12 protein-coding genes are annotated in these 14,424 nt (G+C 43.7%); 5 read left to right on the top strand and 7 right to left on the bottom strand.

Going from position 1 to position 14,424, the window contains the following annotated elements; genetic code table 11:
• Together R7070_RS10800 and R7070_RS10795 are read left to right on the top strand one after the other, a co-directional pair.
• Positions 1-570 (top strand): flagellin (locus R7070_RS10800; protein WP_206958538.1); only part of this gene is annotated, 570 nt, incomplete at its 5' end.
• A gap of 116 nt (positions 571-686) precedes the next feature.
• Positions 687-1,811, top strand: a complete 1,125-nt coding sequence (locus R7070_RS10795; protein WP_182039416.1) for a flagellin — start codon at positions 687-689, stop codon at positions 1,809-1,811.
• A 97-nt stretch (positions 1,812-1,908) separates the two neighbouring features.
• On the opposite strand, the gene crr is transcribed toward R7070_RS10795, so the two are convergent.
• The 5 genes from crr to cysZ all read right to left on the bottom strand — a co-directional run bounded on the left by crr (position 1,909) and on the right by cysZ (position 6,839).
• The gene (gene crr, locus R7070_RS10790) at positions 1,909-2,418 is read right to left on the bottom strand and encodes a PTS glucose transporter subunit IIA (RefSeq protein ID WP_005382041.1); all 510 of its coding nucleotides are present in this window, start codon (positions 2,416-2,418) and stop codon (positions 1,909-1,911) included.
• A 121-nt stretch (positions 2,419-2,539) separates the two neighbouring features.
• Entirely contained in the window at positions 2,540-4,264 is a 1,725-nt protein-coding gene (gene ptsI / locus R7070_RS10785) for a phosphoenolpyruvate-protein phosphotransferase PtsI (RefSeq protein ID WP_005389298.1), read from the bottom strand.
• A 140-nt stretch (positions 4,265-4,404) separates the two neighbouring features.
• A complete protein-coding gene (locus tag R7070_RS10780; protein WP_005382043.1) occupies positions 4,405-4,662 on the bottom strand; it encodes an HPr family phosphocarrier protein in 258 nt (85 codons plus the stop codon).
• A gap of 300 nt (positions 4,663-4,962) precedes the next feature.
• Positions 4,963-5,931, bottom strand: coding sequence for a cysteine synthase A (cysK, locus tag R7070_RS10775; protein WP_047009545.1), 969 nt, complete (start codon positions 5,929-5,931; stop codon positions 4,963-4,965).
• Positions 5,932-6,095: 164 nt separating this feature from the next.
• A complete protein-coding gene (cysZ, locus tag R7070_RS10770) occupies positions 6,096-6,839 on the bottom strand; it encodes a sulfate transporter CysZ (RefSeq protein WP_031780324.1) in 744 nt (247 codons plus the stop codon).
• Positions 6,840-7,090: 251 nt separating this feature from the next.
• On the opposite strand from cysZ, the gene zipA reads away from it, so the two are divergent.
• The 3 genes from zipA to R7070_RS10755 all read left to right on the top strand — a co-directional run bounded on the left by zipA (position 7,091) and on the right by R7070_RS10755 (position 12,064).
• The gene (gene zipA / locus R7070_RS10765) at positions 7,091-8,041 is read left to right on the top strand and encodes a cell division protein ZipA (RefSeq protein ID WP_085569971.1); all 951 of its coding nucleotides are present in this window, start codon (positions 7,091-7,093) and stop codon (positions 8,039-8,041) included.
• Positions 8,042-8,131: 90 nt separating this feature from the next.
• Positions 8,132-10,144: an NAD-dependent DNA ligase LigA gene (gene ligA, locus R7070_RS10760; RefSeq protein ID WP_017819968.1), complete on the top strand. Its 2,013-nt coding sequence runs from the start codon at positions 8,132-8,134 to the stop codon at positions 10,142-10,144.
• Between the two features lie 510 nt (positions 10,145-10,654).
• Positions 10,655-12,064: a hypothetical protein gene (locus R7070_RS10755; protein WP_005382055.1), complete on the top strand. Its 1,410-nt coding sequence runs from the start codon at positions 10,655-10,657 to the stop codon at positions 12,062-12,064.
• Between the two features lie 840 nt (positions 12,065-12,904).
• On the opposite strand, the gene R7070_RS10750 is transcribed toward R7070_RS10755, so the two are convergent.
• Both R7070_RS10750 and R7070_RS10745 read right to left on the bottom strand, forming a co-directional pair.
• On the bottom strand, positions 12,905-13,366 hold the full coding sequence (locus R7070_RS10750) for an NfeD family protein (protein ID WP_005382058.1): 462 nt from the start codon (positions 13,364-13,366) through the stop codon (positions 12,905-12,907).
• Between the two features lie 3 nt (positions 13,367-13,369).
• Complete coding sequence (locus R7070_RS10745) at positions 13,370-14,287, bottom strand: SPFH domain-containing protein (RefSeq protein ID WP_005382060.1); 918 nt, start codon at positions 14,285-14,287, stop codon at positions 13,370-13,372.
• Positions 14,288-14,424 lie beyond the last annotated feature (137 nt).

Genomic DNA, 14,424 nt, shown 5'->3' with positions numbered 1-14,424 from the left:
GCTGAAGGTAAGAACGACCTAAAAATCAACCTAACGGACAGCTACGGCCAAGAGCAAGAAATCAACATCAGCGCAAAGGCGGGTGACGATATCGAAGAGCTTGCGACTTACATTAACGGCCAAACTGACCTAGTGAAAGCCTCAGTAGACCAAGACGGTAAACTGCAAATCTTCGCTGGCAACAACAAAGTTGAGGGCGAGGTCGAGTTTTCAGGCGGTCTATCTGGTGAACTAGGCTTAGGCGAAGGCAAAAAAGTAACAGTAGATACTATCGACGTAACCTCAGTTGGTGGCGCACAAGAATCTGTTGCTATCATCGATGCGGCACTGAAATACGTAGATAGCCACCGCGCAGAGCTGGGTGCTTTCCAGAACCGTTTCAACCACGCAATCAGCAACTTGGACAACATTAACGAGAACGTGAATGCGTCGAAGAGCCGTATCAAAGATACAGATTTCGCGAAAGAAACGACGGCAATGACCAAATCACAAATTCTATCGCAAGCGTCAAGCTCAATCCTTGCGCAAGCGAAACAAGCGCCTAACTCAGCGCTAAGTCTGCTAGGTTAATCAATTTAACAAAGCAAGAAACCAAAGCCAGGCTCATCCCTGGCTTTTTGCTTATTGGCTATAACGATTCAGATGTGTCCTGACAGTATGTTCGATAAGGCATTCATATCGATTAGATGATCTCTTTAAATTCCAATGTTTCTGCGATGGTGGCGCAGAGACACCTGAGTCAAGCAGCTGCGCAAAATGTTGAGTCACAACGCAACCTAACTTCGGGGTTTCGAATCAACTCGGCGAGCGATGATGCGGCAGGTTTACAGATATCGAATACTCTCCATGTACAAACGAGAGGGCTTGATGTCGCCTTAAGAAATGCGCACGACGCTTTTTCTGTTGCTCAAACAGCGGAGGGAGCATTGCACGAAAGCAGTGACATATTGCAACGCTTACGCTCTCTGGGGCTTCAAGCAGCAAACGGCAGTTATGACTCAAGTGATCGGCAAAGTATTCAATATGAGGTCGTAGCGCTGCAAGATGAGCTTGATCGTGTCGCGATCACGACAACATTTGCGGATAAAAACCTGTTTGATGGATCTTACGGTTCACAAAGTTTCCATATTGGCGCGAACGCTAATTCAATCTCTTTGACGTTACGTAACATGCGTAGCCATATCCCAGAGATGGGAGGGCAGCATTATGTTGGTGATGCGGTCGATAAAGATTGGCGAGTCACTAAAGATAACCAAACCCTAAAAGTCGAATACCAAGACAGTAAAGGGCAAACCCAAACGGAATCCATTGGACTCAAATTGGGTGACCGCATAGAACAGGTCGCCACTTACATCAATGCTCAACAATCGATAGTGAATGCTTCAGTAACGGAAAACAACGAACTGCAATTCTTCGCTTCTACGATGAAGGCGCCAGAGGGTGTGGTTCTCGAAGGGAGTTTAGCGGATGAGCTTGATGTGAGCGCTGGTCAATTAGTCACAATGGATGACATCGATATGTCGACGGCAGGTAAGGCGCAGCTTTCAATTGGGGTGATTGATGCAGCAATTAAGTATGTTGATTCGCACCGGAGTGAAATTGGCAGCTTTCAGAACCGTGTAAATGGTTCGGTGGATAACTTAAATACTGTGAATCGGAGTGTTACAGAATCCAAGAGTCGAATAAGAGATACAGACTTCGCAAGAGAATCTACGGAAATGGTGCGTTCTCAAGTGCTCCAAGATGCGACAACTGCGTTATTGGCTCAGGCAAAGCAAAGGCCGAGTTCGGCACTTGGATTACTTAGCTGAGCGGATTTCATTGATGTAAGTCGATCAGAAACAAAATTTCAGGTAATAAAAAACGCTGCCAATGGCAGCGTTTTTTTCGTGTTCGATTAAGTAAAAATTACTTAGTTACACGTAGAACTGGAGTTTCACCAACAGTTACAGAACCAGAAAGCTTGTTTAGCTCTTTGATTTCGTCCATGTTAGAGATAACAACTGGAGTTAGCGTTGACTTCGCTTTCTCTTCTAGAAGAGCTAGATCGAATTCAATTACAGTGTCGCCAGCTTTAACAGTTTGACCTTCTTCAGCGATACGCGTGAAGCCTTCGCCTTTTAGTTCAACTGTGTCGATACCGAAGTGAACGAAAAGCTCAACACCGTCGTCAGACTCGATAGAGAACGCATGGTTAGTTTCGAAGATCTTACCGATAGTACCGTTTACAGGAGCTACCATTTTGTTGCCTGCTGGCTTGATAGCAATACCGTCACCAACGATTTTCTCAGCGAAAACAACATCTGGCACGTCTTCGATGTTTACAATCTCACCAGAAAGTGGCGCGATGATTTCGATAGCACCAGCGTCAGCGCTGTCATCAGATACAAGCTTCTTAAGTTTGTCAAACAGACCCATTGTGTCATGCTCCTAAGGTTTGGTTTTATTCTGTCGAATTATAGTATACCAATATAGCTCATTAGACGACTTTTTTCGCCGTCTAATGGCCATTAAGTATTGAATTACTTGGTACTACCGATTACTGAGCTTTCTCAGCAATAAACTTTTCTACCACGGCTTCGATTTCTTCTGCTGTCGGTAGAGAAAGGGCTTCTTCAGCCATTGCTTTCACTTCTGCGAAGTTAGAGTTACGAACTACTTTCTTCACTTTAGGGATTGAAATGCCGCTCATTGAGAACTCGTCCAGACCCATACCTAGAAGTAGAAGTGTTGCACGCTCGTCACCTGCAAGTTCACCACACATACCAGTCCATTTACCTTCTGCGTGAGAAGCGTCGATAACTTGCTTGATCACTGTAAGTACAGCTGGTGATAGTGGGTTGTATAGGTGAGAAATCATCTCGTTACCACGGTCAACCGCTAGCGTGTACTGAGTTAGGTCGTTTGTACCGATAGAGAAGAAAGACACTTCCTTCGCTAAGTGGTGTGCGATCGCAGCAGCAGCAGGAGTTTCAACCATAACACCGATTTCGATGTTTTCGTCGAACGCGTGGCCTTCAGCGCGTAGCTCTTCTTTGTACTCTTCGATCGCTTTCTTAAGCTCACGGATTTCTTCGACAGAGATGATCATTGGGAACATGATACGCAGTTTGCCGTGTGCAGAAGCACGTAGGATGCCACGTAGCTGATCACGAAGGATTTCACGACGATCTAGACTGATACGTACAGCGCGCCAACCTAGGAATGGGTTCATCTCTTTTGGAAGATCCATGTATGGGAGATCTTTATCGCCGCCGATATCCATAGTACGGATGATCACAGCTTGACCGTTCATTGCTTCCGCAACTTCTTTGTACGCTTGGTACTGTTCTTCTTCAGTTGGTAGCGCAGTACGGTCCATAAATAGGAATTCAGTACGGTACAGACCAACACCTTCACCGCCGTTACGAAGGATACCGTCACAGTCTTTCACTGTACCGATGTTACCGCAAACTTCTACACGGTGACCGTCAGTCGTTTCTGCGTGTAGGTCTTTCAGTTTCGCTAGCTCTTCTTTTTCAGCTAGGAATGCTGCTTTAACCGCTTTCGCTTCTTCTAGCTCAGCTTCTGATGGGTTAACAACAATCTTGTTGTTCATTGCGTCAAGAATCAGCATGTCGCCATTCTTAACTTTCTTCGTGATGTCGTTAGTACCAACGATAGCTGGAAGCTCAAGTGAGCGAGCCATGATTGAAGTGTGAGATGTACGACCGCCGATATCACAAGCAAAACCAAGCACGTAGTCTAGGTTGATTTGTGCAGTTTCAGATGGCGTTAGGTCGTAAGCAACAAGAATTACTTCTTCGTTGATATCGCTAAGCGAAACAATGTTGATGCCTAGTGCGTTCTTAACAAAACGAGAACCGATATCGCGGATGTCAGTTGCACGCTCTTTTAAGTATTCGTCGTCTAGAGACTCAAGAGCACATGCTTGCTCTTCGATCACTGAGTGGATAGCGTGATCAGCAGTCATCTTGTCGTTTTTGATAAGTGCTAGGATTTCCTCTTCTAGCTCTTCGTCTTCAAGAAGCATGATGTGACCTTCAAAGATCGCTTCTTTTTCTTCGCCAAACGTTTCAAGCGCTTTTTGCTTGATAGTTTCTAGCTGAGCTGCAGATTTGTTACGAGCGTCAAAGAAACGCTGAACTTCAGCTTCTACTTGATCGTCAGAAATAGTGTTTGTGTTTAGGACAATTTCATCTTCTTGAAGTAGTAGTGCTTTACCGATTGCAATACCAGGAGATGCTAGGATGCCTGAAATCATAGCCTTACCTTAAGTTTGGTCAACTTTATAAAACGGGAGAATAATGGGTGCGCTAACGAATAGTTTTAGCTTAGTTTTGAGCCTATTTCCAACGAAGCCATTTTGCTTTCACAAAATGGCTTCTGGAGTAGGAGACCGGATTAGTGTAGTTGGTCCATTAGAGCAACTAGGTGGTCAACTGCTTGCTGAGCTTGTGGGCCTTCAGCAGAAATAGTAACTTGAGTACCTTTTACTAGGCCTAGTGTTTGTAGTTTGAACAGGCTCTTAGCGCTAGCGCTTTTACCGTTAGAAGTCACAGTGATGTCTGCGTCGAATGCTTTCGCTTCTTTAACAAACTGTGCAGCTGGACGAGTGTGAAGGCCGTTTTCTGCTGTGATTTCTACTTGCTTCTCGTACATGTGATATACCCCAATAAATGTATTTTTTTGTTAGTTTGTGACCAGATTTTAGCTTAACTGCTTTACATCTTGTGCGCTAGCACGGGAAGAGTTCAAAGCGCGTCAGTTCTGATACTAGTCAAAAGTTTGGTAACTACGCAACTGTTTGCGTGCGTAATCACTTTGAAACCTTTTTGTGTTCTGCTTCTTTATTTTGAAGCTAGAAATAAAACACCCTGATATTACCAAAGGTAGGGCAGGGATCAACAAAAAAGCCCCTAAACGGGGCTTTTTTAAACTAAAAATTGATTTGAACACATATTATTGTTGGTTCTCTTTTTCGGTAAAGATACCTGCAAAGAGTGCTGTACTTAGGTAACGCTCACCGGAACTTGGCAAGACAGTTACAATTGTTTTTCCTTCAAATTCAGGTAGTTCCGCAAGTCGGTTCGCTGCAACAACCGCTGCGCCTGATGAGATACCAGCTAGGATACCTTCCTCTTCCATTAGGCGACGAGCCATCTCAATCGCTTCTTCTGAGGTAACTTGCTCAACACGGTCAATAATGTCTAAATCGAGGTTACCTGGGATAAAACCAGCACCGATACCTTGGATTTTGTGCGGAGCAGGTTGGATTTCTTCGCCAGCAAGTGCTTGTGCAATAACTGGAGACTCTGCTGGCTCAACTGCGACAGAAGTGATGGCTTTGCCTTTTTCACCTTTGATGTAACGGCTTGTACCTGTGATAGTACCGCCCGTACCGACACCAGCAACGAATACGTCGATTTCACCGTCTGTCGCTTCCCAAATCTCAGGGCCCGTAGTCTTTTCGTGGATCTCTGGGTTCGCAGGGTTGTCAAATTGTTGAAGAAGTAGGTATTTCTCAGGGTTGCTTGCTACGATTTCTTCTGCTTTAGCAATCGCCCCTTTCATGCCTTTCGCCGCTTCAGTCAGCTCAAGGTTGGCGCCCAGTGCTTTAAGTAGCTTACGGCGTTCTAGGCTCATTGATTCAGGCATGGTCAATGTTAGCTTGTAACCGCGAGCGGCCGCTACGAATGCTAGAGCAACACCTGTGTTACCACTGGTAGGTTCTACAAGCTCTACACCTGGCTTAAGAAGCCCCGCTTTCTCTGCTTCCCAAATCATGTTTGCACCGATACGGCACTTAACACTGAAGCTAGGGTTACGCGCTTCAATTTTCGCAAGAACTTTGCCGTTGCTTACTTTGTTTAGACGAACGAGAGGTGTATTACCAATAGTAAGAGAGTTATCTTCGTAGATTTTGCTCATAGTGATGTTCCTTCATTACACGTTGTGTGAATATGGATAGAAGAATATGCGGTATGAAAAAAAGGGAAAAGGATTAAAAAGTTATATCTTATTAGGTTGGCCCAGAACTTGATAAAAGAAAAGGGAAAAGCTGGCGCTGATCCCTTTCCTTAATCTCTAGTCGACTATCGTTGGTGCTTAAACTCCGCGACCCACATAGCGGTTGCACCACATATTGCTACAGGCATGACAATGAGGTTCAAAATTGGGATCGTCGTAAACACAGACACCAATACCCCAAAGCCATAGGCCTTACCTTGCTTTTGTTTCAATTTGTAACGCATGTCGTTAAATGGGATTTTGTGATTATCAAACGGGTAGTCACAATATTGAATCGCGAGCATCCAGGCGGTAAAGATAAACCATAAAAATGGTCCTACTGTTTGTCCAAGGGCAGGGATGAGCAATAACAGGAATAGGCCTATTGCTTTAGGTAAGATGTAAAGGAGCTTTCTCCACTCACGAGCTAAAACGCGAGGAACATCTTTCAGGACGGCAGTGAAACCATCATCATTTACTTTTTGTCCCGTTAAGTACTCTTCCACTTTTTCAGCTAAGAGGCCATTGAATGGCGCGGCGATAAAGTTCGCGAGTGTGCTGAAAAAATAGGAGAAGGTAGCGAGTATTGTCAGAGCGAGTAAAGGCCAAAGAATGTAAGTTAACCAGGATAAAAACTCAGGCAGCTGCCCAATCCAGTCTTCGATCCATATATTAAGGTTTGAAAATAGATAGAAGATGGCACCACCCACAAGCAAGATATTTGCAAGTAGAGGTAAGATGACAAAGCGTCTGATTTTAGGGGCAAGTGCCAATTGTATCCCGTATAGAAAATAACCGAACCCGGTTCTCTGCTGATTGTTTTGCTTCATGTCTATTTTGGCTTCGTGTAAATGAAAACTCATTGTACCTGTGAGGACTTTTCTTTCAATGCCCTGACAAATGACGTCTTGTTAAGTGGAATCGTGGCAAGAATCACAACAAAAAACGGAACTTCTTGCATTAAGTTGTTCTAAATCTACATATAGTTTTGGTAAAGTAAACGTATCATTCAGATTTATTGCACTTGGGTTGCTGCTCAAGGAACTGCGAGTAGTAAAAACAAGTATATTGAGAGTAAATAATGCAGGAATTGCGATTCGTACTCATTGTTGTTGGCGCATTAGCCATCGCGGCATTACTGTTTCATGGTTTATGGAGCAGTAAAAAAGAAGGCAAAGCAAAGTTTGGTAACAAGCCACTTGGTAAGCTGGATGTTGACCAAGAAGACAAAAATGATCTTGTTGAGAAAGAGCGAGACTTCGCTCCCGCTCCTGAAGATGACTTTGAGATCATTCGCAAAGATCGCAAAGAACCAGATTTTGGGATGGCGAGCTCTTTCGACAACAAGTTTGAATCTGACCCGTTATTCGGTGGTCCATCTGAAGTCAAACAGACGCAGCAGGAGCCGGATGACATCCCTTCATTTGTTGCAGAAAAAGATAAAGAAGAGGACGTTGAGCCTGTTGTTCAAGCAACAGTAGCTGAAGAGCCATTCCAGCCTGCTGTGGAAGAAGACGTTATTCCCGCCGCGTTTGATATTACGGAGAAAGAACAGCAAGTCGAAACGGTTAGTGAGCCTGTCGTTGCAGAGCCTAAGGAAGAGCCAGAACCTGAAATGCAAGTGATTGTATTGAATGTGCACTGTGCTGGTGAAGAGCCATTTGTTGGTACTGCTTTATTTGAAAGTATGCAACAAAACGGTCTAATTTATGGCGAGATGGATATTTTCCATCGTCATGTTGACTTGTCCGGTAACGGCAAAGTGCTGTTTAGCGTCGCTAATATGATGCACCCTGGTACGTTTGAGCATGCTGATCCTGCTGAGTTTACAACGAAGGGTATTTCATTCTTCATGACATTGCCTTGTTATGGCGAGGCTGAACAGAACTTCAACTTAATGCTCCGAACTGCGCAGCAAATTGCTGATGACTTAGGTGGTAACGTACTTGATGACCAGCGCAACTTAATGACGCCAGATCGTTTAGCATCTTATCGACGTCAAATAGTTGAGTTTAATGCCGCTAACGCATAATCTTAACAGCAAATAATAATAGGGCTCCGGATGGAGCCCTTTTTCTTGGATTTCCCAACCTCACCGATTGAAAATACACGGGGCTTTACTATGTCTGAATCAGTACTTCAGCGACTAGAAGAACTAAAAGAGTCGTTGCATTACCACGCTGTGCGTTACTACGTGGAAGATAACCCAGAGATCCCTGATGCCGAGTACGACCGTTTAATGCGAGAGTTACTGGATATTGAAGCTGAGAACCCTGACTTAATAACCGTAGACTCGCCAAGCCAACGTGTCGGTGGACAACCTCTCTCTGCGTTTAGCCAAGTGACACATGAAGTACCGATGCTTTCGCTTGATAACGCGTTTGATGATAGTGAACTTGATAGTTTCCACAAGCGCGCACAAGAGCGCGTGGGCAGCCAGAGTGTGAAAGAATACTGTTGTGAGCCTAAATTGGATGGACTCGCCGTAAGTTTGTTATATGAGAATGGCGTATTAGTTCAGGCGGCCACTCGAGGCGATGGTACTACGGGTGAAAACATCACAGAGAATGTGCGTACGATTAAAGCCATTCCTTTAAAACTCAGAGGTAATGACTGGCCAAATCGTCTTGAAGTTCGTGGTGAAGTCTTTATGCCGAAAGCTGGGTTTGAAAAGCTCAATGAATTAGCAAGGAAGAAAGGCGAGAAAATCTTTGTTAATCCACGTAACGCTGCGGCAGGTAGCTTACGACAATTGGATTCACGTATTACGGCTTCTCGTCCGCTTAGCTTCTATGCATACAGTGTAGGCGTGGTGCAAGGCGCAGAATTGGCAGCAAGTCATTACGAACGCTTTTTGCAAATCAAATCTTGGGGACTGCCAATGTGTCCGGAAACTAAGCGAGTTGAAAGCTTGGCGGATGTAAAAGCTTACTACCAAGATATATTGCAGCGTCGTGATGCCCTCCCTTATGAGATCGATGGTGTCGTTATTAAAATTGACGATATTGCCGTGCAAGAGCGTCTGGGGTTTGTTGCTCGCGCTCCACGTTGGGCGATTGCCTACAAGTTCCCAGCACAGGAAGAAATGACGACACTGAATGAAGTGGAGTTCCAAGTCGGTCGCACTGGTGCGATTACACCTGTTGCTAAACTAGAGCCTGTATTTGTTGGCGGGGTAACGGTAAGTAATGCGACGCTTCATAACGCAGATGAGATAGAACGTCTGCAGGTCAAGATTGGTGATCACGTTGTGATCCGCCGTGCTGGCGATGTTATTCCGCAAGTCGTATCTGTCATCAAAGAGCGTCGACCAGAAACAGCTCGAGATATTGTTTTCCCAACTCAGTGTCCTGTTTGTGGTTCGCATGTTGAGCGGATCGAAGGAGAAGCGGTAACACGTTGTATGGGGGGCTTAGTTTGCCAAGCCCAACGCAAACAAGCGCTAAAACACTTTGTTTCTCGTAAAGCGTTAGACGTTGACGGTTTAGGCGATAAAGTGATCGAGCAGCTTGTTGATCGTGAGATGGTGAAAACTCCTGCTGACTTATTTAAGTTATCAGCGGGGATTTTAACCGTACTAGATCGCATGGGGCCAAAGTCTGCGCAGAATATTGTGAATGCGTTAGAAAAATCCAAAGAAACAACTTTACCTCGGTTTTTGTATTCACTGGGGATCCGTGAAGTTGGCGAGGCAACCGCAGCAAACTTAGCAATGCACTTTAAAACGTTGGGAGCGATCCAAAATGCTACCGAAGAGCAGTTGATTGAAGTGCAAGACATCGGTGCTGTGGTTGCTCAACATATTACGACTTTCTTTAGTGAAGAACAGAACCAAGCGGTGGTTAAAGATTTGCTTGAACAAGGAATTCATTGGCCAGAGATTAATACTACTGAGCAGGTGGGGGAATTACCATTAGAAGGTAAAACAGTAGTATTAACGGGAACACTTTCTCAACTGGGGCGTACAGAAGCCAAAGAAGCCCTCCAAGCACTGGGGGCTAAAGTGACGGGTAGTGTTTCTAAGAAAACCGATATTTTGTTTGCTGGTGAAAATGCAGGTTCGAAGCTCGCAAAGGCACAAGAACTGGGTATCGAAATTAAAACAGAACAAGACTTACTCGAACTGATGAATTAAGTCTTCTCAAAAAAGCTAAAAAATAACTAAAAGCCCCGTATGGTAAGCATGCGGGGCTTTTTATTGTTCATAATTAAGTGTTTTTTTATTGAGTAATTGATGCCTTTGTTCTTTTCAGTGATCAAGATCGAACCTTGGGTTATTGGTTTTTTTGGCTTTTTTAGTCTGCGAGTGACTTCAAGTTGATACTTTTAAGTTCAATTTAAGTATTTGATTTTAAATAATAATTTATTGTGTTGTGTTGATGTTGTTAAAAATAAGATCTGGATCAATAAGTTATATGGAACTTTGGAGTGGCTCATATTTTTTTAGAAAAAAAATAAGTTCCATTTGGATGTTTTTAGCTGCGAAGTTAGTCTTAATCACGTGGATACACGGTGTGTATGCAGGAACTAAAAAAAGCCAAATTAGAAATAATGAGGTTTGATCAGGAATTTACTTCTCTCCTTCGGCGGCCAACTAAAGGTGAGATAGAAAAATACAGCTATATCCATTTTTAGGAGTTTTTCCATGGACAAATTTTTTAAGGTTTCAGCGTTAACCGCAGCAATGTTTGGTGTTGTTGCTGTCGCTCCAGCTACGGCGTCTACTGAAAGTGCAGCAGGTGGCGAGTACGTAGAGAAAGTGAACGAATTTATGCAAGACTCAAGTCTGAATGCATTATTCATAGTTGATACTCGTTCACGAACTCGTACAACAGGTAAGCCCGGCGGTGAAAATGGTGACCGTTGGAGTCGTCTAAACTACTCTTCTTACAACGCAATTTTAGACTTCACTTCTGGCTACCACGATGGTTGGGTGGGCGCAGATGTTGCGGCTTACTACTCTGGCGATCTTTACAACGATAGTCTTTACAATTCAAACGAAGGCTACCTATGTAACGAAATCTCAACTTGTAACAACCTAGACTGGGGTGCAGGTGATGGTCAGCAGCTTAAAGTTTACAAAGCAGCGCTGAAATTCAAAGCAAACGAAAACTTTAATGCTCGTTTCGGTATGTTACAGGCTGGTGGTAACGGTACAATCGGTAACGTTTGGAGCTTTGTACCTGGTACTTACCGTGGTTTCGAACTGAACGCTAAACTTGGTGATTTCAACCTAAGCTACTTTGGCGCAGACCAATTTACAGCACCTTGGCTGCTTCACGAAGATGATTACGCACCAGCGCTTTGGTCTGACACGTCATGGAGCTACCTACACTCTCTAGGTCTAAATGGTAACCTAACTGACAGCCTGTTTATGCAACTTGGCCTAGGCCAAGCAACTGGCGTTCAATATGCAAATGGTGTTGACTGGGGTGCAGGTCAAGTGACTAGCTACCACAACGAAACTGACAACACTTCTTACAAGGCTTACTTGAAGTACACTGTTAGTGACCGTACAACTCTAGCATTTGATTTCTACGGTGTTGACGATGATGTGAAATACGATGGTCTAGGTTTCCACACTGGTCTGTCTTTGAATCAATCTTTCGGCAAGCTAGCTTGGATGTCTGAGTTGCGCTACACAGACACAGATAACCGTGCGGACTTCGTTCCTCGTACTATTCATACATATGGTATGAACAATGGTACTTGGTCTCAGTGGTGGGACGCGCTGTCTGACTGGAACAAAGCGGGTGAGCTAGCATGGTACAACCGTCTATCTTACAACCAAGGTAACGGCTGGAACTATTACCTAGGCTTTGGTTACGGTACTGGCGCTGACTCTGCAGCAAGCGGAGCATCAGGTGACTGGGATTACGAAAGCGAATACGCAGTTAACGCAACAGTATCTTACTCACTACAAAGTGGCGCGCTTAAAGGTTCTACCATTCGTTTACACGGTACAATCCTAGAACGTGATGAGTACGCAGGTGCTGGCGATGCGGATGAAACAGACTTACGTCTACAAGTTCTTATCCCTTACAGCTTCCACTAATACTTAATTAGATAATAAAAGGAGCCGCTAGGCTCCTTTTCTATTTCACTTCTCGGCCGTCGTATATTTTGCAATATAACGGTGGCAACATATGTACATTACCGTTTGGCAACTCACACTTTATCTCTGGGCCTAACGTACGACCACCGGATGCACCATTAGCATGAGTGGTTAACGGAATTATGGCAAAAGATATTACTAATAGACCAGATAAAAATCTCATAATAATCACCTTAATATAAACTTTAAATATCTACGTACTTGTATAAACCGTGACTACGCAGAAAGGCAAGGTTGAATAGGGCTCTTATATCAAACTAAGCTCTTACTTCTTTACTATTCCCATTCCCCACCTCTAAATCGACACATTTCACTTGGAATATTCGTAACGTCGCCACTTGGCATCTTACATTCGACTATAGGTCCCAAATTAGTTGTACCGCCGTTTCCGTTGTTGTAGGCAAAGGAAGAAAAAGAAAAAATACCGCACAACATTAAAAAGAGAAGCTTATTCATAGTACATCCTCTTACTTACCAAATAAAAAGCACTCAACTTAAATGCTCATGCGTTAAGTATGTATCCGAGGATAAAAAGATCAAAAAATAATTCAATAAAGTTTTATTTTTTAAAATAAATTTAGATCGATAATTTACCTAGATATATTTCTATCTTATTGATTGTCGTGTGTTGAATAATTAAATAATAGGAAATGGTAGGTAGGGTATTAATAATATTACTAATACTTATTTTTTTCTCGATTTTAATTAAGGTAATGAAATGAAAGCAGTTGTTTAGATTAAAGTAATGGAGCATGATTTGCCCCATTACTTTGGCATAAATTAATTAGAATCAGGCTCAATGATTAAAATAATACCTTCAACATCGGTGATTCTTACGCGGGTACCGGCTGGAAGTGCTTGATCCGATTGTGCGGACCATGTGGTATCGGCTACCTTGATGCGATTGAGTCCGACGGAAAAGTCTTCTTCAAGGATAAGAGTACGCCCAATTAACTGCTTGTACTTTTGGTTCAGATCTCTTTCTTGGTCTTCTTGCTTGTCTTTAGACCATTGTCGTCGCCACCAAAGCCAGGTGGTGATTAAGCTGAAGCTTGCAAAGCAAAGCCATTGCAATTGCCAGCTCATTGGCAAAACGGTCATGATGGCTCCAACGATAAGTGCAGACATCCCGAGCCAGAGAAAATACCCTGCGGTACCAAGTAGCTCAACTGCTAAAAGAGCAAAGCCAAACGCTAGCCAATGCCAGAAAGAGATACCTTCCAACAAACTAAAAAAGTCCATAAATTATTCTTTATCTTGCTGTTTAAACATTTCTGCTATCCCTGCAACCGAGCCCATTAGTCCGGTTGCTTCTAATGGAAGCATAATGATTTTACCATTTTCGGCTTGACCAATGCTCTTGATCGCTTCGGTATAACCCTGTGCAATGAAGTAATTGACGGCTTGCATGTCACCTTTTGCAATGGCTTCGGAAACCATGTAAGTCGCTTTTGCTTCTGCTTGCGCGGCACGCTCACGTGCTTCTGCATGGAGAATAGCAGACTGCTTTTCGCCTTCAGCTTTTAATATCTCTGATTGTTTATGACCTTCGGCCTTTAATATCTCAGCTTGGCGAACCCCTTCTGCTTCAAGAATTTCCGCACGCTTATTACGCTCGGCTTTCATTTGCGCATTCATTGCAGCGGTCAGATCGGCTGGTGGCTGGACATCTTTAATCTCAATTCGTGTGACTTTTACGCCCCAAGGGTTTGTTGCTTGGTCAACGATCGCCAACAGCTTAGAGTTGATCATGTCGCGTTGGCTCAGCATTTCGTCCAGTTCCATTGAACCTAAAACGGTACGAATGTTGGTAAGGGTCAAGTTTCTAATAGCGTGTTCTAAATCGTTGACTTCATAAGCCGCTTTGGCAGCATCGATCACTTGAACAAATCCGACAGCGTCAATAACCACGTTAGCGTTATCTTTTGAAATGACCTCTTGCGCAGGAATATCGAGAACGCGCTCCATCATATTTACTTTTTGACCAACTTTATCAACGAATGGAATGATTAAGTTTAAACCCGGCTTTAATGTGTGGGTGTAGCGTCCGAAGCGTTCAACTGTCCAGTTGTTTCCTTGCGGAACCGTTTTAATGGCTGAAGATAAGATAACGACAGCAAGAACGACGAAAATACCGATGGTGATCAGTGAATCAATTGGCATGAGTTATTCCCTTAAGTGCATAATGTTCGATCCATTTTTACCTATTTATAGACAATAGACAATTGAAGTTCTGAGACCTTTGAGAGGTTATTGGTTTTTTATATGACAAAGGCCGGAAACACCGGCCTTTGTCATGG

Source organism: Vibrio sp. 1557 (assembly GCF_033340175.1).
GTDB classification, from domain to species: domain Bacteria; phylum Pseudomonadota; class Gammaproteobacteria; order Enterobacterales; family Vibrionaceae; genus Vibrio; species Vibrio alginolyticus.
The sequence above is the reverse complement of the archived record's forward strand: the minus strand, read 5'-3'. Positions and strand labels throughout refer to the sequence as shown.